The 22,095-nt window shown below is 64.9% G+C and carries 18 protein-coding genes; 11 read left to right on the forward strand and 7 right to left on the reverse strand.

The genetic code is table 11. The annotated features are described in order from the left end of the window. The first annotated feature begins 45 nt into the window (after window positions 1-45). Genes ACZK4Z_RS08840 through ACZK4Z_RS08850 form a run of 3 tightly spaced genes read left to right on the forward strand, consistent with a single transcriptional unit; the run spans window position 46 to window position 7,792 of the window. On the forward strand, window positions 46-1,197 hold the full coding sequence (locus ACZK4Z_RS08840; RefSeq protein ID WP_149909093.1) for an efflux RND transporter periplasmic adaptor subunit: 1,152 nt from the start codon (window positions 46-48) through the stop codon (window positions 1,195-1,197). Next, a complete protein-coding gene (locus ACZK4Z_RS08845) occupies window positions 1,194-4,715 on the forward strand; it encodes an efflux RND transporter permease subunit (protein ID WP_478451364.1) in 3,522 nt (1,173 codons plus the stop codon). The genes ACZK4Z_RS08840 and ACZK4Z_RS08845 overlap by 4 nt, the downstream gene beginning before the upstream one ends. Next, the gene (locus ACZK4Z_RS08850) at window positions 4,712-7,792 is read left to right on the forward strand and encodes an efflux RND transporter permease subunit (RefSeq protein ID WP_478451366.1); all 3,081 of its coding nucleotides are present in this window, start codon (window positions 4,712-4,714) and stop codon (window positions 7,790-7,792) included. Before ACZK4Z_RS08845 ends, ACZK4Z_RS08850 begins: the two co-directional genes overlap by 4 nt. A 90-nt stretch (window positions 7,793-7,882) precedes the next feature. Here the strand turns inward: ACZK4Z_RS08850 and ACZK4Z_RS08855 are convergent, their stop codons facing one another. From ACZK4Z_RS08855 to ykgO, 7 genes are all read right to left on the reverse strand, one after another. Then, entirely contained in the window at window positions 7,883-8,884 is a 1,002-nt protein-coding gene (locus tag ACZK4Z_RS08855) for a hypothetical protein (RefSeq protein WP_043035156.1), read from the reverse strand. Window positions 8,885-9,048: 164 nt separating this feature from the next. Then, window positions 9,049-10,269, reverse strand: coding sequence for a TraB/GumN family protein (locus tag ACZK4Z_RS08860; protein WP_107432021.1), 1,221 nt, complete (start codon window positions 10,267-10,269; stop codon window positions 9,049-9,051). Between the two features lie 4 nt (window positions 10,270-10,273). Beyond that, complete coding sequence (locus ACZK4Z_RS08865) at window positions 10,274-10,804, reverse strand: GNAT family N-acetyltransferase (RefSeq protein WP_107432020.1); 531 nt, start codon at window positions 10,802-10,804, stop codon at window positions 10,274-10,276. A gap of 14 nt (window positions 10,805-10,818) precedes the next feature. After that, window positions 10,819-11,706, reverse strand: a complete 888-nt coding sequence (locus ACZK4Z_RS08870; protein WP_005409280.1) for a carbon-nitrogen hydrolase — start codon at window positions 11,704-11,706, stop codon at window positions 10,819-10,821. Window positions 11,707-11,868: 162 nt separating this feature from the next. Next, window positions 11,869-12,906 (reverse strand): agmatine deiminase family protein, encoded by a 1,038-nt coding sequence (locus tag ACZK4Z_RS08875; protein WP_478445700.1) that lies wholly within the window; start codon window positions 12,904-12,906, stop codon window positions 11,869-11,871. Between the two features lie 39 nt (window positions 12,907-12,945). Next, the gene (locus ACZK4Z_RS08880) at window positions 12,946-13,245 is read right to left on the reverse strand and encodes a hypothetical protein (protein ID WP_423175526.1); all 300 of its coding nucleotides are present in this window, start codon (window positions 13,243-13,245) and stop codon (window positions 12,946-12,948) included. Between the two features lie 176 nt (window positions 13,246-13,421). After that, a complete protein-coding gene (ykgO, locus tag ACZK4Z_RS08885; RefSeq protein WP_005409283.1) occupies window positions 13,422-13,547 on the reverse strand; it encodes a type B 50S ribosomal protein L36 in 126 nt (41 codons plus the stop codon). Window positions 13,548-13,744: 197 nt separating this feature from the next. Between ykgO and cmk the strand changes: the two genes are divergently transcribed. The 8 genes from cmk to galU all read left to right on the forward strand — a co-directional run bounded on the left by cmk (window position 13,745) and on the right by galU (window position 22,031). Further along, entirely contained in the window at window positions 13,745-14,422 is a 678-nt protein-coding gene (cmk, locus tag ACZK4Z_RS08890; RefSeq protein ID WP_125895521.1) for a (d)CMP kinase, read from the forward strand. A 198-nt stretch (window positions 14,423-14,620) separates the two neighbouring features. Beyond that, complete coding sequence (gene rpsA, locus ACZK4Z_RS08895; RefSeq protein ID WP_005416230.1) at window positions 14,621-16,306, forward strand: 30S ribosomal protein S1; 1,686 nt, start codon at window positions 14,621-14,623, stop codon at window positions 16,304-16,306. An 87-nt stretch (window positions 16,307-16,393) separates the two neighbouring features. Then, window positions 16,394-16,699 (forward strand): integration host factor subunit beta, encoded by a 306-nt coding sequence (locus ACZK4Z_RS08900; RefSeq protein ID WP_005409286.1) that lies wholly within the window; start codon window positions 16,394-16,396, stop codon window positions 16,697-16,699. Between the two features lie 77 nt (window positions 16,700-16,776). Next, window positions 16,777-17,061, forward strand: coding sequence for a LapA family protein (locus ACZK4Z_RS08905; RefSeq protein WP_010484569.1), 285 nt, complete (start codon window positions 16,777-16,779; stop codon window positions 17,059-17,061). A 6-nt stretch (window positions 17,062-17,067) separates the two neighbouring features. Next, on the forward strand, window positions 17,068-18,246 hold the full coding sequence (gene lapB / locus ACZK4Z_RS08910) for a lipopolysaccharide assembly protein LapB (protein WP_005416232.1): 1,179 nt from the start codon (window positions 17,068-17,070) through the stop codon (window positions 18,244-18,246). 3 nt (window positions 18,247-18,249) lie between these two features. After that, window positions 18,250-19,239, forward strand: coding sequence for an MraY family glycosyltransferase (locus ACZK4Z_RS08915; protein WP_049399455.1), 990 nt, complete (start codon window positions 18,250-18,252; stop codon window positions 19,237-19,239). Between the two features lie 3 nt (window positions 19,240-19,242). Then, the gene (locus tag ACZK4Z_RS08920; protein ID WP_032130079.1) at window positions 19,243-21,156 is read left to right on the forward strand and encodes a polysaccharide biosynthesis protein; all 1,914 of its coding nucleotides are present in this window, start codon (window positions 19,243-19,245) and stop codon (window positions 21,154-21,156) included. Continuing rightward, complete coding sequence (gene galU, locus ACZK4Z_RS08925; RefSeq protein ID WP_164081207.1) at window positions 21,153-22,031, forward strand: UTP--glucose-1-phosphate uridylyltransferase GalU; 879 nt, start codon at window positions 21,153-21,155, stop codon at window positions 22,029-22,031. The genes ACZK4Z_RS08920 and galU overlap by 4 nt, the downstream gene beginning before the upstream one ends. Window positions 22,032-22,095 lie beyond the last annotated feature (64 nt).

A 22,095-nucleotide genomic window follows, 5' to 3' on the forward strand; every position in this document is an offset into this window, starting at 1 on the left:
TACTTTGCTACCACACCTGTCCACGCATCCTCCAGGGATCTGACGATGTCGCACCCAACCTTCCTGTCAGGCCGTCGCAGCGGAATCTGCGCTGCCGCACTGCTGATCTCCACCTCCCTGCTGCTGGGCGGTTGCGCCGCAGGGCCCAATTCCGAAGCCAAGGCCGCCGAGACCAAGGAGGAGAAGAAGGTCGATGCGGTCCCGGTCGAAGTGGCCGTGGCCAGCCACCGTGCTGTCGCGGCCAGCTACACCGGTACCGCTGCGCTGGAACCACGCGCCGAGTCGCAGGTGGTGGCCAAGACTTCCGGCGTGGCGCTGGCGGTGCTGGTCGAAGAAGGCCAGCGGGTCACCGCCGGCCAGCCGCTGGTGCGGCTGGACCCGGACCGCGCTCGGCTGGCTGTGGCGCAGAGCGAAGCGCAGATGCGCAAGCTGGAAAACAACTACCAGCGCGCGCAGAAACTGGTTGGCCAGCAGATGGTCAGCGCCGCCGACGTCGACCAGCTGCGTTACGACCTGGAAAACGTACGCGCGCAGTACCGCCTGGCCACGCTGGAACTGTCCTACACCACGGTGGTGGCGCCGATCTCCGGCGTGATCGCGTCGCGCTCGATCAAGACCGGCAACTTCGTGCAGATCAACACGCCGATCTTCCGCATCGTCGACAACTCGCGGCTGGAAGCCACCCTCAACGTGCCCGAGCGCGAGCTGGCCACCCTGCGCGCTGGCCAGCCGGTGACGCTGGCCGCCGACGCGCTGCCGGGCCAGAGCTTCACCGGCACCGTCGATCGCATCGCGCCGGTGGTGGATTCGGGCAGCGGTACGTTTCGCGTGGTCAGCGCCTTCGATGGCGCCGCACATGCGCTGCAGCCCGGCATGTTCGGGCGCATCCGCATCGATTACGACCAGCGTGCCGATGCGCTGGTGGTGCCGCGCCTGGCGCTGCTCGACGATGGTGAGCCGGCGGTGTTCCGGGTGCGCGAAGGCAAGGTCGCACGCGTTCCGGTCAAGCTGGGTTACGCCGAGGGCCCGTGGGTGGAGATCCGTGATGGCCTGGCGGCCGGTGATCAGGTGGTCACCGCCGGCAAGGTCGCCCTGCGCGACGGCACCGCAGTGCAGGTGATCGCCGATCCGAAGGCAAAGCCGAAGACGGTCGCAGCGGCCGCCAAGCCGGCAGACAAGGCCGGGAGCACGCAATGACCGCCCCGGGCCACGACCACGGTGCCTCGCCGGCGAGCGACGGCGCCGCCGCCAGCATGCGCGGCGGCCTGGTGGAATTCGCCACCCGCCGCCGCGTGACCATCGCCATGTGCACGGTCACCCTGCTGCTGTTCGGCCTGATCGCGCTGGGCAACCTCAAGGTCAACCTGCTGCCCGACCTGAGCTACCCGACGCTGACCGTGCGCACCGAGTACACCGGTTCGGCGCCGACCGAAATCGAAACCCTGATCACCCAGCCGGTTGAAGAAGCGGTCGGCGTGGTCAAGAACCTGCGCAAGCTGAAGTCGGTCTCGCGCACCGGCCAGAGTGATGTAGTGCTGGAGTTCGCCTGGGGCACCAACATGGACCAGGCCAGCCTGGAGGTGCGCGACAAGATGGAAGCGCTGAACCTGCCACTGGAGGCCAAGGCCCCGGTGCTGCTGCGCTTCAATCCGTCCACCGAGCCGATCATGCGCCTGGTGCTGTCGAACAAGGTGGCGCCGACCAGCGATGCCGATGCGGTCCGCGAGCTGACCGGCCTGCGCCGCTACGCCGATGAAGACCTGAAGAAGAAGCTGGAGCCGGTCAGCGGTGTGGCGGCAGTCAAGGTCGGTGGTGGCCTCGAGGACGAGATCCAGGTCGACATCGACCAGCAGAAGCTGGCCCAGTTGAACCTGCCGATCGACACCGTCATCAAGCGCCTGAAGGACGAGAACATCAACATCTCCGGCGGCCGCCTGGAGGAGGGTTCGCAGCGCTTCCTGGTGCGTACCGTCAACCAGTTCGCCGATCTGGAGGAGATCCGCAACCTGCTGGTCACCACCCAGGCGTCGAACGGCAGCGCGGCCGACTCGGCGTTGCAGCAGATGTTCAACATCGCCGCGTCGACCGGTTCGGCGGCAGCCATCGCGGCGGCATCGGCGGCGCAGAGCGCATCGTCCGGCGGTGGTTCCAGCGTGGTCGCCAACGGTGTGCCGGTGCGCCTGAAGGACGTGGCCACCGTGCGCCAGGGCTACAAGGAGCGCGAAGCGGTGATCCGCCTGGGCGGCAAGGAATCGGTCGAACTGGCGATCTACAAAGAAGGCGACGCCAATACCGTGTCCACCGCCGAAGCGCTGCGCAAGCGCCTGGAGCAGATCAAGGGCACGTTCCCGTCCGATGTCGAGATGACCACCATCGAGGACCAGTCGCGCTTCATCGAGCACGCCATCGCCGACGTCAAGAAGGATGCAGTGATCGGCGGCCTGCTGGCGATCCTGATCATCTTCCTGTTCCTGCGTGATGGCTGGAGCACGTTCGTGATCAGCCTGTCGCTGCCGGTCTCGATCATCGCCACGTTCTTCTTCATGGGCCAGCTCGGCCTGAGCTTGAACGTGATGTCGCTGGGCGGTCTGGCACTGGCCACCGGCCTGGTGGTGGATGACTCGATCGTGGTGCTGGAGAGCATCGCTAAGGCCCGCGAGCGTGGCCTGGGCATCCTGCAGGCGGCCATCGCCGGTACCCGCGAAGTGAGCATGGCGGTGGTCGCCTCCACCCTGACCACCATCGCGGTGTTCTTGCCGCTGGTGTTCGTCGATGGCATCGCTGGCCAGCTGTTCCGCGACCAGGCGTTGACCGTGGCGATCGCCATCGCGATCTCGCTGCTGGTGTCGATGACCCTGATCCCGATGCTGAGCTCGCTGAAGGGACGGCCGCCGCTGGCGTTCCCGGAAGAGGCGCCGAACGCGCCGTGGCAGCCGCAGAGCCGCTGGCAGAAGCCGGTCGCGCTGGGCCGCCGTGGCGTGGTCGCGACCGCGCGCTGGAGCTTCTACGCACTGGCCTGGCTGGTGGTGCGGGTGTGGCGTGGCGTGGTGGCGGTGGTGGGTCCGGTGATGCGCAAGGCCAGCGATCTGGCAATGAAGCCTTACGCCGGTGCCGAGCGTGGCTACCTGCGCCTGCTGCCGAGCGCGCTGGCGCATCCGGGCAAAGTGCTGGGCGTGGCCTCGATCATCTTCGTGGCGACCATGGCGCTGGTGCCGATGCTCGGTGCCGACCTGATTCCGCAGCTGGCGCAGGACCGTTTCGAAATGACGGTGAAGCTGCCGGCCGGCACGCCGCTGAAGCAGACCGATGCGCTGGTGCGTGAACTGCAGCTGGCACACGGCAAGGGCGAAGGCGTGGCCTCGCTGTACGGTGTCAGTGGCAGTGGCACCCGCCTGGATGCCAGCCCCACCGAGAGCGGCGAGAACATCGGCAAGCTGACCGTGGTGATGGAAGGCGGTGGCAATGCACGCACCGAGGCCGAGATCACCGAGCGCCTGCGTGACACCATGGGCCAGCACCCGGGTGCGCAGGTCGATTTCGCGCGGCCGGCGTTGTTCAGCTTCTCCACGCCGCTGGAAATCGAGCTGCGCGGGCAGGACATGGCCACGCTGGAAGTGGCCGGCCAGCGCCTGGCGGCGCTGCTGCGCGGCAATGCGCACTACGCCGATGTGAAGTCGACGGTGGAAGAGGGCTTCCCGGAAATCCAGATCCGCTTCGATCAGGAGCGTGCCGGTGCGCTGGGCCTGACCACCCGCCAGATCGCCGACGTGGTGGTGAAGAAGGTGCGCGGCGACGTGGCCACCCGCTACAGCTTCCGCGACCGCAAGATCGACGTGCTGGTGCGTGCACAGGAAGGCGACCGCGCCAGCGTGGAGAGCATCCGTCGGCTGATCGTCAATCCGGGCAGTACCCGTCCGGTGACGCTGGACGCGGTGGCCGAGGTGGTGGCTACCACTGGTCCCAGCGAGATCCATCGCGCCGACCAGACGCGGGTGGCGGTGGTGTCGGCCAACCTGCGCGACATCGATCTTGGCGCGGCCATGCGCGAAGTGCAGCAGATGGTCGCCGAGCAGCCGCTGGGTGCGGGCGTCGGCCTGCACATCGGTGGCCAGGGTGAGGAGCTGGCGCAGGCGGCGAAGTCGCTGATCTTCGCCTTTGGCCTGGCGATCTTCCTGGTCTATCTGGTGATGGCGTCGCAGTTCGAATCGCTGCTGCATCCGTTCGTGATCCTGTTCACCATCCCGCTGGCGCTGGTCGGCGCGATCCTGGCGCTGATGCTGACCGGCAAGCCCATCTCGGTGGTGGTGTTCATCGGCCTGATCCTGCTGGTCGGTCTGGTCACCAAGAACGCGATCATCCTGATCGACAAGGTCAACCAGCTGCGCGAGGCCGGCGTAGCAAAGCACGAGGCGCTGGTGGAAGGCGCGCGCTCGCGCCTGCGGCCGATCATCATGACCACGCTGTGCACGCTGTTCGGCTTCCTGCCGTTGGCGGTGGCGATGGGTGAGGGCGCTGAAGTGCGCGCGCCGATGGCGATCACCGTGATCGGCGGCCTGCTGGTGTCGACCCTGCTGACCCTGCTGGTGATCCCGGTGGTGTACGACCTGATGGACCGTCGTGGCGATGCGTATTACCGCGAACGTGGCCGCAAGCATGCCGGTGAGGTCGAGCCGGGTGCAGCGGGCAGTGCGGCGGGTGCGGAGGAACCGGCATGAGTGTGGCCGAGTTCTCCATCCGCCGTCCGGTCACCACCATCATGTGTTTCGTTTCGCTGGTGGTGATCGGCCTGATCGCTTCGTTCCGGTTGCCGTTGGAAGCGCTGCCGGACATCTCCGCGCCGTTCCTGTTCGTGCAGATTCCGTACACCGGCTCCACCCCGGAGGAAGTGGAACGGACCATCATCCGCCCAGTCGAGGAATCGCTGGCGACGATGACCGGCATCAAGCGCATGCGCTCGTCGGCCACCTCGGAGGCGGCGCTGGTCTACATCGAGTTCAGTGACTGGGACCGCGACATCGCCATCGCCGCCTCCGATGCACGCGAGCGCATCGACGCGATCCGCAGCGACCTGCCCGACGACCTGCAGCGCTACAACGTGTTCAAGTGGTCCAGCAGCGACCAGCCGGTGCTGAAGGTGCGCCTGGCCAGCACCACCGACCTGACCACCGCCTATGACATGCTCGACCGCGAGTTCAAGCGGCGCATCGAGCGCATTCCCGGCGTGGCCCGTGTCGACATCACCGGTGCGCCGCCGAACGAGGTGGAGATCGCCATCGATCCGAACCGGCTCAACGCGCACGGCCTGAGCATCAATGAACTGAGCGAGCGCCTGCGTACGCTGAATTTCTCGATCTCGGCCGGGCAGATCGACGACAACGGCCAGCGCGTGCGCGTGCAGCCGGTGGGTGAGATCACCGACCTGCAGGAAATGCGCGATCTGGTGATCAACGCCAAGGGCCTGCGCCTGGGCGATATCGCCGATGTGCGCCTGAAGCCGGCGCGGATGAACTACGGGCGCCGCCTGGACGGCAACCCGGCGGTTGGCCTGGATATCTTCAAGGAGCGCAGTGCCAATCTGGTGGAGGTGTCGCGCGCGGCACTGGCCGAGGTTGAATCGATCCGTGCCGAAGCGTCGATGCGCGACGTGCAGATCAAGGTGATCGACAACCAGGGCAAGGCGGTGACCTCCTCGCTGCTGGAACTGGCCGAGGCCGGTGCGGTCGGCCTGATCCTGTCGATCACGGTGCTGTTCTTCTTCCTGCGCCATTGGCCGTCCACGCTGATGGTGACCCTGGCCATTCCGATCTGCTTCACCATCACCCTGGGTTTCATGTACTTCGCCGGGGTGACGTTGAACATCCTGACCATGATGGGCCTGCTGCTGGCGGTCGGCATGCTGGTCGACAACGCCGTGGTGGTGGTGGAGAGCATCTACCAGGAGCGCGAGCGCATGCCCGGGCAGCCGCGGCTGGCCTCGATCATCGGCACCCGCAACGTGGCCATCGCGCTCAGTGCCGGTACGCTGTGCCACTGCATCGTGTTCGTGCCGAACCTGTTCGGCGAGACCAACAACATCAGCATCTTCATGGCGCAGATCGCGATCACCATCTCGGTCTCGCTGCTGGCCTCGTGGCTGGTCGCGGTCAGCCTGATCCCGATGCTGTCCGCGCGCATGGCCACGCCGAAGCTGGTGCACTCGCAGACCGGCCTGATCGCGCGGCTGCAGCGCCGCTACGCCAAGCTGCTGGACTGGTCGCTGCGCCATCGTGGCTGGAGCCTGCTCGGCATCGTGCTGGTGGTGCTGGTCAGCCTGGTGCCGATGAAGCTGACCAAGGTCGACATGTTCGGTGGCGACGGCGGCAAGGACATCTTCATCGGCTACATGTGGAAGGGCGCCTACACCTACCGGCAGATGTCCGAGGAAGTGGCGCGTGTGGAGAACTGGATCGACGCCAACCGCGAGCGCCTGCACGTCAAGCAGGTGTATTCCTGGTACAGCGAGCAGGAAGGCAGCTCCACCGTGGTCACCCTGGACGAGAAGTACGCCAAGGACATCAAGGCGCTGCAGGAAGAACTGCGCAAAGGCCTGCCGAAGTCGGCCCGCACCGACTACTTCGTCGGCAACCAGGGCGGTGATGGCGGCGGTGGCGGCAACCAGGGCGTGCAGGTGCAGCTGGTCGGCGACTCCAGTTCGATGCTGCAGGAGATCGGCCAGGAAGTGGTGCCGCTGCTGGCCCAGCGCACCGAGCTGCGCGATGTGCGCATCGACAATGGTGAAAAGGGCGGCGAACTGAAGGTGCGCGTCGACCGCGAGCGTGCGGCGGCGTTCGGCTTCAATGCCGAACAGGTAGCCAGCTTCGTCGGCCTGGCGCTGCGCGGTGCACCGATGCGCGAGTTCCGCCGTGGTGACAACGAAGTGCCGGTATGGGTGCGCTTCGCCGGTGCCGAGCAGAGCAGCCCGGAAGACCTGGCCGGCTTCAGCGTGCGTACCGGCGATGGCCGCAGCGTGCCACTGCTGAGCCTGGTCACCGTCGACGTCGGTTCGTCCGCCACCCAGATCGGCCGCACCAACCGCCAGACCACGCTGACCATCAAGGCCAACCTGGCCGAGAAGGTCACCGCGCCGGATGGCCGCAAGGCGATGGAGTCGGTGCTCAAGCCGATGAACTTCCCGGCCGGTTATGGCTTCACCTTCGATGGCGGTGACTACGGCAACGACGACGAAGCGATGCAGCAGATGGTGTTCAACCTGCTGATCGCGCTGGTGATGATCTACGTGGTGATGGCGGCGGTGTTCGAGTCGCTGCTGTTCCCGGCGGCGATCATGAGTGGCGTGCTGTTCTCGATCTTCGGCGTGTTCTGGCTGTTCTGGATCACCGGCACCTCGTTCGGGATCATGTCCTTCATCGGCATCCTGGTGCTGATGGGCGTGGTGGTGAACAACGGCATCGTGATGATCGAGCACATCAACAACCTGCGGCGCGGCGGCATGGGACGCACCCAGGCGCTGGTGGAGGGCTCACGCGAGCGATTGCGGCCAATCATGATGACCATGGGCACGGCGATCCTGGCGATGGTGCCGATCTCGCTGACCAGTACGCAGATGTTCGGCAACGGCCCGGAGTACGCGCCGATGGCGCGCGCGATTGCCGGCGGCCTGGCGTTCTCGACCGTGGTCAGCCTGCTGTTCCTGCCGACGATCTATGCAGTGCTGGATGACCTGCGCAGTGCGGTGACACGCTTGATCCGCCGCGCCCGCGGTCTGGAGATCGTGCCGGGTACCCCGGTGTAGTGGTCGAGCTTGCTCGACCGTCCGTAATGCACGACAACGTGTTGTGGTGTGGGGGAGGCCGGTCGTAGTGGGGCGGCCTCCCCCTTTCTTTCAGCTCATTTCGACCTTGATCACCTGTGATTTGAACTTTGGAAACAGCGTGATCTGATGGTTGAGGAAACCCTTTACGCGCGCGTGAGGGTCTAGACGCCTTACCGAGTTTTGTTGGGGGTCTGATGCCCTCCAAAGGCCAAACGCAATGACATGGGTGCCATGCGGATACTGCTGGAGCCATTCTTGGTCAGTGTGACCGATACTTGCTCCATACGTCAGCTGTATCCCGTCAGTTCCAACCTTGTGCCGTTCCGGAATCAGATTGAGAAACGTATTCCGTTGATTCGAACCGGTGTTTGGAAGCCAGATTCGATCCACAACGCCGGCTATCGCAAACGGGTGGGCCGAAGGCTCGGCCTTACGCAGCATTTTCCAAGCGTCCTCATACCGATCTTGTTCAAAGTAGAAACGGCGCCAAGGGATTTTGCGATTGCCAAAGCGCAGGAGCAGCGTCGCGCTCAGCTCGGCATCCTCCTCGCAGCGTTCGCGCAGCTTGAGAATGTCCATCGTAGTTCGGAGATAGCCGTCGAGCTTTCCACCAGTTCTGATGTAGTCTGTTCTTATGTGTTCATCTTTAGTTTTCGATCCAGTCTGGTAACCAGCCTTCACAGATCGATCAGAATTGCCAAGTGCGTTGTGTAGCAGCTGTAAGCGAAGCTCGTGTTTTCCTTCGTCAAGGCTTGACAAGAAGTCAGGATCAGATTGATTGGCGATGATCAGCTTGAGCTTTCCGGTTGCGTTGTAGCTGCAGCTTGTCGCGTGATCTGAATCTCTGGCTGATGTGAGGCCTATGTATGCAGCCCGCTCTACCGGCTCTTTTCCCGGCGGTCCATTTCGAAGTCCAAGTTTGACGAAACGGACGGACGCAGAGCATCCAACACCATCACAGAACAGTGGAGGGATTGTTTGACCATTTTCGGCTCGATTCTGCAGTGATTCGAGCGTATGTCGGTTCCTCCGATCGTCCACGGCTGAAGCCATCTTGATACCTTTTCCCATACTGGCCCTCCAGGCTCAGAAAAGTTTCATTGATCATACTTGCCGGAAGCGTGGCACAAAAAAAGCCACGCAATGCGTGGCTTTTTTGCTTGGGAATGATGTGCCAACCAAGGTTGGCACCTACCAGAGCGCAGTCGAGCTTGGCTCGACGCTACACGGAACAATCAACCCGCCACCTTGCCCCACACCTTGAACGTGGTCAGCCACAGGCCGAGCATGCTGCCGATGTTGGTCAGCATGAAGGTCAGCACCACGCGGGTGACGCGGTTGCGATACCAGCCCTTCAGGCTTTGCGCATCGTCGCGCAGCTTCAGGAAGTCCTCATACGCCGGCTTGCGCAGGCGCGCTTCCACCAGCGCCGAGAATGCGCCGGTCGGGATGCTCAGGCGGAACGGCTTGAACGGCGCCACCGCGATCGCGGTGAGGATGCTCAGCGGATGGCCGCCGGCCAGCAGGCAGCCCAGGCCGGCGAGGCCGCCGGTATACATCGCCCAGGTCGCCAGCAGTTCGGTGCCCACGCCCAGGCCACCGCGGTAGAAACCTACGCCGATGCCGGTCGCCACGATGGCCAGGATGCCCAGCGTGAACCACGGAATGTTGCGCTTCTTCGGCACCGCTTCCAGCTCGGCGCGCAGCGGTGCCGGTGCTTCGGTGTCGGTTTCCAGGTAGCGGGCCAGCCCGGCAAGGTGACCGGCACCCACCACCGCCAGCACTTCACGCTGCTGCGGGTCGTGTTCCTCGCGCAGGCGCGTGGCCATGTAGCGGTCACGCTCGCCGATGATGGTCTCGTACAGCGCCGGGCTCTCGCTGGCGAACTCGCCGAAGCTCGACTCCAGCATGTCGCCCTGCTTGAGCTTCTCGATCTCGTTTTCGCCCACTTCCTCGGATGAGAACAGACCTGCGCCAAGCCCGGCGACCAGCTTCAGCTTGCCGAAGAAGCCCAGCCGTTGCGAGGCACGGCGGAAGGTCAGGCCGACTTCACGGTCGATCAGGTGTACCGGCAGGTTGCGCTCGCGCGCCAGTTCCACCGCGCGCTTCAGTTCGGCGCCCGGCTCGATGTCGAGCTGTTCGGCCAGGCGGCGCTGGTACGCGGACAGGGCCAGGTTGGCGGCGAACAGGGCCACGCGGCCCTTGCGGATCACTTCGACCAGATCGAGCTTGGCCAGTGTGTCCGGATCGCTCAGCGCCTGCAGGCGCTGTGGGTCCAGTTCAACGGCAACGGCATCGAAGCGGCCGCTGTCGATGGCTTTTTCCACCGCCTCGACGCTGGCGCGGGAGACGTGGGCAGTGCCCAGCAGGGTATAACGCACGCCATCGCGTTCAACGACGCGCACCGGCTGGCCGGCGAACAGGTCGTCGCCGGTTTCGGGAAGGGTTTCGGTCATGGGTTCATTCATTGGAAGGTGCGGTGTCGGCGCCATCGCCGAGCGCGCGCTGCATCTGCACGGTATCCAGCCAGCGGCCGTGCTTGCGGCCAAGGCCACGGAACACGCCGACCAGCTCGAAGCCGAAGCGTTCGTGCAGCTTGATCGACGCGGCGTTGGTCGGTTCGCCGATCACGGCCACCATCTGCCGGTAACCACGCGCCACGCAGGCATCGATCAAGGCCTGCAGCAGGCCGGTGCCCACGCCCTGGCCCTGGAACGCGGCATCGACGTAGACCGAGTTCTCCACGGTCCACTGGTAGGCAACGCGGGTGCGGTAGGTGTTGGCGTAGGCATAGCCGGCCACCTGGCCGTCGATCTCGGCGACCAGGTAGGGGAAGCCGCGATCGATGATGTCGCGCATACGGCGCAGCATCTCGGTCGCGTCGGGGATGTCGTACTCGTAGGTGTTGACGAAGTCGGTCACTTCCACCGCGTAGATCGCGGTGATCGCGGCGATGTCGGCCGGGCCGGCATCACGGATGAGGACGGCCATGCGCGGGCTCCGGCTCAGTCGATGTAGCGCTTGAGCAGGTCACCGTACGCGTCGATGCGGCGATCGCGCAGGAACGGCCAGATGCGGCGCACGTGCTCGCTGCGCTGCAGGTCGACATCGCACAGCAGCACGGTGGCGTCAGTGCCGGCTTCGGCCAGGAATTCGCCCTGCGGGCCGAGCACGTGGCTGTTGCCCCAGAACTGGATGCCCGACGCGCCCAGTGGCGATGCCTCGTGGCCGACGCGGTTGCAGCTCAGCACCGGCAGGCCGTTGGCCACGGCGTGGCCGCGGTGACTCAGCACCCAGGCGTCGCGCTGGCGGGTCTTCTCGTCCTGCACGTCGTCCGGGTCCCAGCCGATCGCGGTCGGGTACAGCAGCAGCTCGGCGCCGGCCAGCGCCATCAGGCGTGCCGCTTCCGGGTACCACTGGTCCCAGCACACCAGCACGCCGAGGCGACCCACCGAGGTATCGATCGGCTTGAAACCGATGTCGCCCGGGGTGAAGTAGAACTTCTCGTAGAAGCCCGGATCGTCCGGGATATGCATCTTGCGGTACTTGCCGAGCAGCGTACCGTCCTTCTCGAACACCACGGCGGTGTTGTGGTACAGGCCGGCAGCACGGCGCTCGAACAGCGAGCCGACCAGCACCACGCCATGCTTCTTCGCCAGCGCGCCCAGGCGCTCGGTGCTCGGGCCCGGAATCGGCTCGGCCAGGTCGAACTCGTCCACCGATTCGTGCTGGCAGAAGTACGGGCCGTTGTGCAGTTCCTGCAGCAGCACCAGCTTGGCACCCTGCGCAGCCGCCTCGGCCACGCGTGCTTCGATCACCGCCAGGTTGGCGGCGGCATCACCGTGGTTGCGCTCCTGGATCAGGGCGACGGTAAGGGGGCTGCGCGAGTTCATGCGGGGCGTTCCTGCGGGGGAAAACCTGCATGTTAGCGCGGATGGGCGGCGACGGCGTGTCGCGCGCTGAATGGGTGTTGGTAGTGCCGGCCGCTGGCCGGCAACCCCGTCAATCCATCAGGCATTGCATGGTTGCCGGCCAGCGGCCGGTACTACCCATCCTCAGGCCTTCAACAACCCGGCCGGCAGCTGCATGGTGATGCAGTGCAGGCTGCCGTTCTGCCAGATCAGCGAGCGGCAGGGCACTTGCACGATCTCGCGGCCCGGGTGCGCCTGCGCCAGTACATCGCGGGCCAGGTCATCGGCCGGATCGCCATAGGCCGGCATCAGCACCGCACCATTGACGATCAGGTAGTTGGCGTACGACGCCGCCAGGCGGCGGCCTTCGTCGATCACCGGCTGTGCCCACGGCAGCGGGAACAGGCGGTACGGCTGGCCATCCTTGGTACGCAGCGCGGCCAGCTCATTGCCCATCGCCTGCAGTTCGGCGTAGTGCGAGTCGCTCTCGTCGTCACAGGCCTGGTAGACAATGCTGTCAGCCGAGGCGAAGCGGGCGAGGGTATCGATGTGCGCATCAGTGTCGTCGCCTTCCAGATAGCCGTGGTCCAGCCACAGCACACGGTCCTGCTGCAGCCAGTCGGCCAGGTGGGCAGTCAGGCTGGCGCGGTCGCGGTCCGGGTGGCGCTCATGCAGGCACTTCCAGGTGGTCAGCAGGGTGCCTTCGCCATCGGTTTCGATGCCGCCGCCTTCCAGCGCGAACGGAATGCTGCGCACCGGTGCGTCGTTGAACACGCCGGCCTGGTCGAGCACGCCCACCAGCTGGTCATCCAGGGTGGCGTCGAACTTGCCGCCCCAGCCGGTGAAGCGGAAATCCAGCAGCTGGAAGCCGCCGTCGGCACGGCGCAGGGTGATCGGGCCGGAGTCGCGCAACCAGGTATCGTCGTAGGCCGCCGTGGTGAAGTGGACCTTGTCCATGTCGATGCGGTTGGAGCGCAGCCGCATCTCGGCATAGGTCTCCACATCGTCGTCGGCCACGCAGATCAGCACCGGCTGGAAGCGGGTGATGGCCGCGACCAAGGCGATGTAGGTCTCTTCCACCTGGCCCAGGCGGTCGGCCCAGTCGGTGTCGGCGGTGGGCCAGGCAATCAGGACGCCGCTCTGGGCTTCCCACTCGGCAGGAAAACGAAGGGTCTGGTTCATGGTCTCGCTACACAGGCCCGCCCAGGGCGGGTAAAGGGATCAACGGATCGGCGGTTTCGGGCCGATTTCGTTCGGGTCCGCCTGGTTGGCCACCACGTCGATCACCTTCTGCTTCTCGAAGTAGACGGTGAACTGCGGGTACACCCAGCGGTTGATGGTCGGCCATTGCCGCTTCTGCCCGCCACGCGGCTGCAGCTGCTCGCTCGGCGCGCCGAACTGCGCCTGTACCTGCTGCATGCTCTGGCCGCGCACGGGCAGGGCACCGGCCGGCTTCTCGCGGGCACGGTCGACAAGCAGGGTATCGGCCAGCGCCGGCGTGGCGGTGGCCAGGGTGGCCATCACGGCCAGGGCGGACAGGTAACGCTTCATCTCGATCTACTCCCCAGTGGTCAAGAAAGGCGATTACAGCAAAAACGGCAGGAAAAAGCCGCATAAACAAAAAACCGCCCGAAGGCGGCTTTTTGCATCGGGTCGGCCCCGCGTAGGGCCAGCCGCAGCCGCGAAGGCTGTTGGGCTTAGCGCTGACGCGCCTTGAAACGCGGGTTCGACTTGCAGATGACGAAGATCTTGCCACGACGACGCACGACCTTGCAGTCACGGTGACGGGCCTTCGCCGACTTCAGGGAGGACAGGACTTTCATGGCATACCTCGGCGTAAACAGTAGTTGTTCGGGTGGAGCGTGGCCGCGATATGCGAAAGACAATCGGCAGTTGACGCTCGTTCAAGCCCGCCATTCTACCGGGCTTTTCCTCGTGGTTTCAAGTGGTTGCACAAAAGATCCCATTGGGGGCGTCTGACAGGGGCTAGAATGACCCCTTCACACGCTCTGGGAACCCCATGAATCCACTCGCTCCCGTCCTGACCATCGACGGCCCTTCAGGGGCTGGCAAGGGTACCATCAGCCGCATCATCGCGCGCCGGATGGGCTGGCATTACCTGGATTCGGGCGCGCTGTACCGGGCAGTGGGCGTGGCCGCGAGCTGGGCCGACATCGATACCTCCGATGCCTCGGCGCTGGTCCGCTGCACCTTTGATACCCACGTTCAGTTTGTCGAGCAGGGTGAAGCCATGCGGGTCATGGTGAACGGGACCGATGCCACCGACGAGCTGCGCCTGGAGACCACCGGCGCGCTGGCCTCGGCCATCGCCGCCATTCCCGAGGTCCGGGCTGCCCTGAAGGAGCGCCAGCGCGCATTCAGGGAGCTGCCCGGCCTGGTCGCCGATGGCCGCGACATGGGCACGGTGATCTTCCCGGACGCCTCCTTCAAGGTCTTCCTGACCGCCAGTGCCGAGGAGCGCGCCGAGCGCCGGCATAAGCAGTTGAAAGACAAGGGGGTTTCTGTTAACTTTGATGACCTCCTGCGCGAGATCATGGCCCGCGACGCCCGTGATGCTCAGCGTACCGTGGCGCCCCTGAAGCCGGCAGACGATGCTGTCCTCATCGACACCACAGGCATCGGCATCGCAGATGTCGTTGCCAGAGTGATGGATCTGCTTCCGGTTCCGGCTGCCTGATCCGTTCGCGCGGGAGCACTGCCAGCAGCATCGGTGGTGGTCGCGCATAGCAGTGCTGTACCAGCTCCGTCGCGCAATGATGCGTGGCGGTTTTCCTACTACACACGACCTGCGTTTCCGGGGTCGACCAACAGGCGGGCGGTCGCCATTCCCCTGAAGGGGACGCCACCGACCCATGTGTCCAACAGAGTAAATCTAATGACCGAATCATTTGCCGAACTGTTTGAAGCCAGCCAGGCCAATCTGGCCAAGCTGAAGCCGGGCGCCATCGTCAGCGGTACCGTTGTTGAGGTCCGCGGCGACGTCGTGGTGATCAACGCTGGCCTGAAGTCCGAAGGCATCGTGCCGATCGAACAGTTCCGTAACGACGCTGGCGAAATCGACGTCGCCGAAGGCGACATCGTCAAGGTCGCCCTCGACTCGATCGAGAACGGCTTCGGCGAAACCGTCCTGTCGCGCGAGAAGGCCAAGCGCGCGATGGTGTGGGACGAGCTGGAAGAAGCGTTGGAAAAGAACGAAACCATCACCGGTCGCATCAGCGGCAAGGTCAAGGGTGGTTTCACCGTGGACATCAAGGATGTCCGCGCCTTCCTGCCGGGTTCCCTGGTCGATGTGCGCCCGGTGCGCGATCCGGCCTACCTGGAAGGCAAGGAACTCGAGTTCAAGCTCATCAAGCTGGACCGCAAGCGTAACAACGTCGTGGTCTCGCGCCGCGCTGTCGTCGAAAGCGAGCACTCGGAAGAGCGCGAGCAGCTGATGGACAAGCTGCAGGAAGGCGCGATCCTGAAGGGTGTCGTCAAGAACCTGACCGATTACGGCGCGTTCGTGGACCTGGGCGGTATCGACGGCCTGCTGCACATCACCGACATGGCGTGGAAGCGCGTGCGTCACCCGTCGGAAGTCGTGAACGTCGGCGACGAGCTGGACGTCCGCGTGCTGAAGTTCGACCGCGAGCGCAACCGCGTTTCGCTGGGCCTGAAGCAGCTGGGCGAGGATCCGTGGGACAACATCGGCCGTCGTTACCCGGCCAACAGCCGCGTCTTCGGCAAGGTCTCCAACGTCACCGATTACGGCGCGTTCGTTGAGATCGAGCCGGGCGTCGAAGGCCTGGTGCACGTCTCCGAGATGGATTGGACCAACAAGAACGTCAACCCGTCCAAGGTTGTCCAGGTTGGTGATGAAGTCGAAGTGATGGTGCTGGACGTCGATGAAGAGCGTCGCCGTATCTCGCTGGGCATGAAGCAGGTTGCCGCCAATCCGTGGGAAACCTTCGCTGCCACCCACAAGAAGGGTGACAAGGTGTCGGGCCAGATCAAGTCGATCACCGACTTCGGCATCTTCATCGGCCTGGACGGCGGCATCGACGGCCTGGTTCACCTGTCCGACATCAGCTGGAACACCACCGGCGAAGACGTCGTTCGCAACTTCAAGAAGGGCGATACCCTGGACGCCGTCGTCCTGGCTGTCGATCCGGAGCGCGAGCGCATCTCCCTGGGCGTGAAGCAGCTGGAGCAGGATCCGTTCGGCCAGTACATGGCTGCCAATCCGAAGGGCTCCAAGGTCGAAGGCGTGGTGAAGGAAGTCGACGCCAAGGGCGCGATCATCGAGCTGGCTGACGGCATCGAAGGTTACGTCTCGGCACGCGACATCGCCAACGAGCGCGTTGACGACGCCACCCAGCACCTGAAGGTCGGCGACAAGGTCGAAGCCAAGTTCGTGGGCATGGACCGCAAGGGCCGTACCCTGCAGCTGTCGATCAAGGCCAAGGACGACGCTGAAATGCGCGAAGTGCTGGAGGAATACCAGTCCTCTTCGGCTTCCAGCGGCACCACCCAGCTGGGCGCGCTGCTGCGTGCACAGCTGAACGGCAACAAGTCCGAGTAATCGGCCTTACGCTGTTCGTTGTTTCCTGGACGGCCCGGGCATTGCCCGGGCCGTTTCAGGCTGAGATACCCCTGATGTGAGCCGGTAATGACCAAATCCGAACTGATCGAAATCCTTGCGCGCCGCCAGGCGCACCTGAAGGCCGATGATGTCGATCTGGCGGTGAAGTCGTTGCTGGAAATGATGGGCGGATCGCTGTCCGCCGGGGATCGCATCGAAATCCGTGGTTTTGGCAGCTTCTCGCTGCACTATCGTCCGCCGCGCCTGGGTCGCAACCCGAAAACCGGCGAATCGGTTGCCCTGCCGGGCAAGCACGTCCCTCATTTCAAGCCGGGCAAGGAACTGCGTGAGCGGGTCAGCAGTGTGCTGCCGCTGGACGCCGATCCGGCCTGAGCCTTCCGTCGCGCCACCGCGTGCGAATCCAGCCGCGAGTCGGATAAGCTACGGACTCCTGCCACTGGAGCTGTCGCATGAAGGTTTTTCGTCTGCTGGTCCTGCTGGCGGTTCTGATCCTTGGGTTGATCATCGGTGCGGTCAACATGACCGCGATGTCGATCAACCTGCTGTTTACCCAACTGCATACCTCGGTAGGCGTGGCCCTGATCGCCGCGCTGCTGGTGGGTGTCATCGTCGGTGCCGGCCTGGTGCTGGTGAGCGTGGTCATTCCGCTCTACAGCCAGTTGCGCCGCGCCAACAAGTCCGCTGTCGCCACGCCGGCACCGGTTGCTTCCCCCCAATCTTTTGATGGACGCTGATCGAAGATGGATTTCGTCACCGAGTGGTTCTGGTTCTTCCTGTTCGTTCCGCTGGCCGCACTGGCCGGGTGGGTGATCGGACGGCGTGGTGGTCAACGCCACGGTGACAGCCAGGTCAGCCGCCTGTCCAGCACCTACTTCCGCGGCCTGAACTACCTGCTCAACGAACAGCCGGACAAGGCCATCGAGCTGTTCCTGCACATCGCCGAGCTGGACAAGGAAACCTTCGAGACCCAGGTCGCGCTGGGCCACCTGTTCCGCCGCCGTGGTGAAGTCGACCGCGCCATCCGCCTGCACCAGGGGCTGGTCAATCGCCATGACCTGAGTGATGCGCAACGCGTGCAGGCGCTGCTGGCGCTGGGCGAGGACTACATGAAGTCCGGCCTGCTGGACCGCGCCGAGACCGTGTTCACCGAACTGGCCCAGCTGGATCAGCGTGCTCCGCAGGCACTCAAGCACCTGATCGGCATTTACCAGGCCGAGCGCGACTGGGAAAAGGCGATCGACAACGCGACCCGTTTCGAGGACGTCACCGGCGAGCCGATGGGCAAGCTGATCGGGCAGTTCGAGTGCGAACTGGCCGAACGCTTCCGCGGTGCTGGCAAGCTGGAAGAGGCGAGGGCAGCGATTGCCCGGGCCTACCAGGCCGATGCGATGTCGGTACGTGCCGGCATCATTGAAGGACGCCTGGAAACCGATGCCGGCAATCCGGAAGCGGCCGTACGCGCCTTCGAGCGTGCCGCGCGCAACGATCCGGAGTACCTGCCGGAGCTGCTGCCGGCGCTGATGCAGAACTACCGCAAGGTCGGCGATCTGGCAGGCGCACGCGCGTTCCTGTCGGAGATGACCGAGCACTACCGCGGCATCGCCCCGGTGCTGGCGCTGACCCGCCTGATGGAAGAGCAGGAGGGCGTGGCGCCGGCCCGTGCCTACCTGGGCCGCCAGCTCAAGGATCGCCCGTCGGTGCGTGGCGAGTCCGCGCTGATCGACCTGACCCTGGCTGAAGGCGCCGATTCCACGGCGACCCTGCACGACCTGAAGCACATCACCGACCAGTTGCTGGTGCGCAATCCGGCCTATCGCTGCACCCGTTGTGGTTTCGGTGCGCGCACCCACCACTGGCAGTGCCCGAGCTGCAAGGAGTGGGGTACGGTCAAGCCGCTGCTGAACTACGCGGTGCTCTGATCCATGCCGTGGCTCGTGATGGGCGCGCTGCTGGGCCTGGCCCTGCTGAGTGCGGCACTGACCTGGGCGGCGCGGGGTTACGCGCTGCGCCGGCAACTGTTTGACCAGCCGGGCGAGCGCCGCAGCCATAGCGTGGCGACCCCCCGCGGCGGCGGCATCGCCATTGTCATCAGCCTGCTGGTGACCGCCGGTGTTGCCATGTGGGCCTGGCCCGAAGCCCGTCCGAGCCTGCTGGTCGCCAGCCTTGGCCTGGCGCTGGTGGCGGGTATCGGCTGGTGGGACGACCACCGGCCGCTGCCGGCCATGCGCCGCCTGATGGTGCACTTCATCGCCGCCGCGCTGCTGGCCGCGCTGGTCAAGGTCCACGGTGGCAGCTGGCTGCTGGCCGTACTGGTCCTGCTGTTCACCGCCTCGCTGATCAACATCTGGAATTTCATGGATGGGATCAACGGCATCGCGGCCAGCCAGGCCATCGTGGTCGCGCTGGGGCTGGCGCCGCTGCTGCCCTGGCCGTACTCGCTGGCGGCGGTCGCGTTGGGCCTGGCCTGCCTGGGCTTCCTGCCGTTCAACTTCCCGCGGGCCCGGATCTTCATGGGCGATGTCGGGAGTGGCGCGCTGGGCTACGCGGTCGCGGCAGTGCTGGCACTGGCCAGCGTCAAGACCGACATCCACTGGATCCTGCTGCTGGTGTCGGCATCGCCGTTCCTTGTGGACGCAGGCTTCACACTGCTGGCGCGCATCATTTCGGGACAACGCTGGATGGAACCCCATACCCAGCATGTCTACCAGCGCGCGGTGCAGGCAGGAGCCAGTCACGCCCAGGTAACAGGGATGTACTTTGCTTTGGGCCTGTTCAGTATTACAGTGCTTAATGTCTGCTCCAATTTGCAGCCGAGGTGGGAGGCTGCCGTGGCGATCGCGTGGTTCATTGCGCTGAGCGTCCTCTGGCTCCTCCTGCGCAATGGATTGCGCCACCCAAAAGGAAATACCTGACTTATGGCTTCACCCTGGCGGGACAGAATCCTCGGCCTGATGCCGCGTTCGGCCATCGTCTGCCACGACCTGTTCATGGTCTGGGCATGCTGGCAGCTGCTCCACGCGGGGCGGTATTCGATCCTGGCCAACGCCCCCGAGCTCCCTCTCTGGAACGTCGACACCACGCTGGTGCTGCTGCTGCAGGGCATGGTGTTCTGGCGCGTGGGCCTCTATCGGGGCCTGTGGCGGTTCGCCAGCGTCAGCGACCTGCTGAACATCTTCAAGGCCAGCTTCATCGGCATGGTCGCCATCGTGCTGGTGCTGATGTGGAAGCGCTTCGACGGCGTGCCGATGTCGGTGCTGGTGATCTATCCGTTCGCGCTGTCGGCGCTGCTGGGCGCGCCGCGCCTGCTGTACCGGGCCTGGAAGGACTATCAGGCACTGCAGTCGGACTCGTCCGCGCGCCGCGTGCTGATCCTGGGTGCCGGCCAGGCCGCCGAGACCCTGGTCCGTGACCTGCGCCGTTCCGGTAATTTCGAGCCGGTCGGCCTGCTGGACGACGCGCCGCACCTGCGCGGCGCCAAGCTGCAGGGCCTGCCGATCCTCGGCACACTGGACGATGCGCCGACAGTGGTCCGGGAGACGGCGGCCAAGCTGCTGGTGATCGCCATTCCTTCGCTGGACGCGGCGGGCATGCAGCGGATCGTCGCCATCTGCGAAAGCACCGGCGTGCCGTTCCGCACCGTGCCCAAGCTCAGCGACATCCTGCAGGGCCAGTCGCTGCCGGGGCAGCTGAAGGAAGTGGCGATCGAGGATCTGCTGGGCCGCAAGCCGATCATGCCGGACTGGAACCTGATCCGTGGCTGGCTGGGCGGGCGTACGGTGATGGTCACCGGCGCCGGTGGCTCGATCGGCTCCGAGCTCTGCCGCCAGTGCGCACGGCATGGCGCCGGCCGCATCATCCTGCTCGAGATCAGCGAACTGCTGCTGCTGACCATCGAAGGCGAGCTGCGGCGCAGCTTCCCCGATGTCGAGATCGAAGCGGTGCTGGGCGACTGCGGTGACCCGGCGGTGATCCGCCACGCCCTGTCGCTGCATCCGGTCGACACCGCCTTCCATGCGGCTGCCTACAAGCACGTGCCGGTGCTGGAGCGGCAGCTGCGCGAAGCGGTGCGCAACAACATCCTGGCCACCGAGAACGTGGCCCGCGCCTGCCTGGAAGCGCGCGTTGAGCATTTCGTGTTCATCTCCACCGACAAGGCGGTCGACCCGGTCAATGCACTGGGCGCCAGCAAGCGCTATGCGGAGATGATCTGCCAGAGCCTGGACCAGAAGTCCACGCATACCCGTTTTGTTACGGTGCGCTTCGGCAACGTGCTGGCCTCAGCCGGCAGCGTGGTGCCGCTGTTCCGCGAACAGATCCTGCGTGGCGGTCCGGTGACCGTCACCGACCCGGAAGTCAGTCGCTACTTCATGACCATCCCGGAGGCCTGCCAGCTGATCCTGCAGGCGGCCGCTTCGGCATCGCATGGTGCGATCTATACGCTCGACATGGGCGAGCCGGTGCCGATCCGCGTGCTGGCCGAGCAGATGATCCGCCTGGCCGGCAAGCAGCCGTACAAGGACATTCCGATCATCTACACCGGGCTGCGTCCGGGCGAGAAGCTGCACGAGACGCTGTTCTATTCGGACGAGGACTACCGTTCCACCGCGCACCCGAAGATTCTCGAGGCCGGTGTACGTACGTTCTCGCGTGACCTGGTGCTGGGCAATGTCCCGCGCCTGCGCGATGCCGTGGCTGGTTACGACACGACCAGCATCCAGGAGATCCTGTTCGCGACGATGCCGGAGTTCTCTCCCATCGAACAGGATGCTTACATTTCATCCGCTAAAGTCGTGCCCTTTCCGGCACGTGAGGCCAACAGGCACCAATGAGCAAGCGAATTCGCAAGGCAGTTTTTCCAGTGGCAGGGCTCGGGACGCGCTTTTTGCCGGCAACCAAGACGGTTCCGAAGGAAATGTTGCCGATCATTGATCGTCCGCTGATCCAATATGCTGTGGATGAAGCAATCGAAGCAGGCTGCGATACGCTGGTGTTCATCACCAACCGCTACAAGCATGCCGTGGCCGACTACTTCGACAAGGCCTACGAACTGGAGCAGAAGCTCGAGCGCGCCGGCAAGCAGGAGCAGCTGGAGATGATCCGCCATGTGCTGCCCAAGGGCGTGCGCGCGATCTTCGTGACCCAGGCCGAAGCACTGGGCCTGGGCCATGCGGTGCTGTGCGCCAAGGCCGTGATCGGTGACGAGCCGTTCGCGGTGCTGCTGCCGGACGACCTGATCTGGAACCGCGGCGACGGCGCACTGAAGCAGATGGCAGACCTCAACGAGGCCAGTGGTGCCAGCGTGATCGCCGTTGAAGACGTGCCGCACGACAAGACTGCCAGCTACGGCATCGTTGCCACTGACGCGTTCGACGGCCGCAAGGGTCGCATTTCGCAGATCGTGGAGAAGCCGAAGCCGGAGGACGCGCCGAGCGACCTGGCGGTGGTTGGCCGTTATGTGCTGAGCCCGAAGATTTTCGAGCTGCTGGAGCAGACCGGCAGTGGTGCTGGTGGCGAGATCCAGCTGACCGATGCGATCGCGCAGCTGCTGAAGACCGAAGAGGTCGATGCCTACCGCTTCGAGGGCACCCGCTTCGACTGCGGCACGCACCTGGGGCTGGTGGAGGCGACGATCCGCTTCGCGCTGGACAACCCGAAGCTGGCAGGGCCGGCGCGGGAGAAACTGACGGCGATGTTGGCGGAGTAAGGGTTCTATCAAGCGCTCCGTGCTGCGCCTTGATTGATACGTGATGGGCGGGACGGGTGGGCCT

Source organism: Stenotrophomonas sp. 71799_Sma (assembly GCF_056482505.1).

Excerpts from the sequence above, each read along its gene's own strand:
- ACZK4Z_RS08840 (WP_149909093.1), top strand. The coding sequence starts at position 46 with ATGTCGCACCCAACCTTCCTGTCAGGCCGTCGCAGCGGAATCTGCGCT.
- ACZK4Z_RS08845 (WP_478451364.1), top strand. The coding sequence starts at position 1,194 with ATGACCGCCCCGGGCCACGACCACGGTGCCTCGCCGGCGAGCGACGGC.
- ACZK4Z_RS08850 (WP_478451366.1), top strand. The coding sequence starts at position 4,712 with ATGAGTGTGGCCGAGTTCTCCATCCGCCGTCCGGTCACCACCATCATG.
- ACZK4Z_RS08855 (WP_043035156.1), bottom strand. The coding sequence starts at position 8,884 with ATGGGAAAAGGTATCAAGATGGCTTCAGCCGTGGACGATCGGAGGAAC.
- ACZK4Z_RS08860 (WP_107432021.1), bottom strand. The coding sequence starts at position 10,269 with ATGACCGAAACCCTTCCCGAAACCGGCGACGACCTGTTCGCCGGCCAG.
- ACZK4Z_RS08865 (WP_107432020.1), bottom strand. The coding sequence starts at position 10,804 with ATGGCCGTCCTCATCCGTGATGCCGGCCCGGCCGACATCGCCGCGATC.
- ACZK4Z_RS08870 (WP_005409280.1), bottom strand. The coding sequence starts at position 11,706 with ATGAACTCGCGCAGCCCCCTTACCGTCGCCCTGATCCAGGAGCGCAAC.
- ACZK4Z_RS08875 (WP_478445700.1), bottom strand. The coding sequence starts at position 12,906 with ATGAACCAGACCCTTCGTTTTCCTGCCGAGTGGGAAGCCCAGAGCGGC.
- ACZK4Z_RS08880 (WP_423175526.1), bottom strand. The coding sequence starts at position 13,245 with ATGGCCACCCTGGCCACCGCCACGCCGGCGCTGGCCGATACCCTGCTT.
- ykgO (WP_005409283.1), bottom strand. The coding sequence starts at position 13,547 with ATGAAAGTCCTGTCCTCCCTGAAGTCGGCGAAGGCCCGTCACCGTGAC.
- cmk (WP_125895521.1), top strand. The coding sequence starts at position 13,745 with ATGAATCCACTCGCTCCCGTCCTGACCATCGACGGCCCTTCAGGGGCT.
- rpsA (WP_005416230.1), top strand. The coding sequence starts at position 14,621 with ATGACCGAATCATTTGCCGAACTGTTTGAAGCCAGCCAGGCCAATCTG.
- ACZK4Z_RS08900 (WP_005409286.1), top strand. The coding sequence starts at position 16,394 with ATGACCAAATCCGAACTGATCGAAATCCTTGCGCGCCGCCAGGCGCAC.
- ACZK4Z_RS08905 (WP_010484569.1), top strand. The coding sequence starts at position 16,777 with ATGAAGGTTTTTCGTCTGCTGGTCCTGCTGGCGGTTCTGATCCTTGGG.
- lapB (WP_005416232.1), top strand. The coding sequence starts at position 17,068 with ATGGATTTCGTCACCGAGTGGTTCTGGTTCTTCCTGTTCGTTCCGCTG.
- ACZK4Z_RS08915 (WP_049399455.1), top strand. The coding sequence starts at position 18,250 with ATGCCGTGGCTCGTGATGGGCGCGCTGCTGGGCCTGGCCCTGCTGAGT.
- ACZK4Z_RS08920 (WP_032130079.1), top strand. The coding sequence starts at position 19,243 with ATGGCTTCACCCTGGCGGGACAGAATCCTCGGCCTGATGCCGCGTTCG.
- galU (WP_164081207.1), top strand. The coding sequence starts at position 21,153 with ATGAGCAAGCGAATTCGCAAGGCAGTTTTTCCAGTGGCAGGGCTCGGG.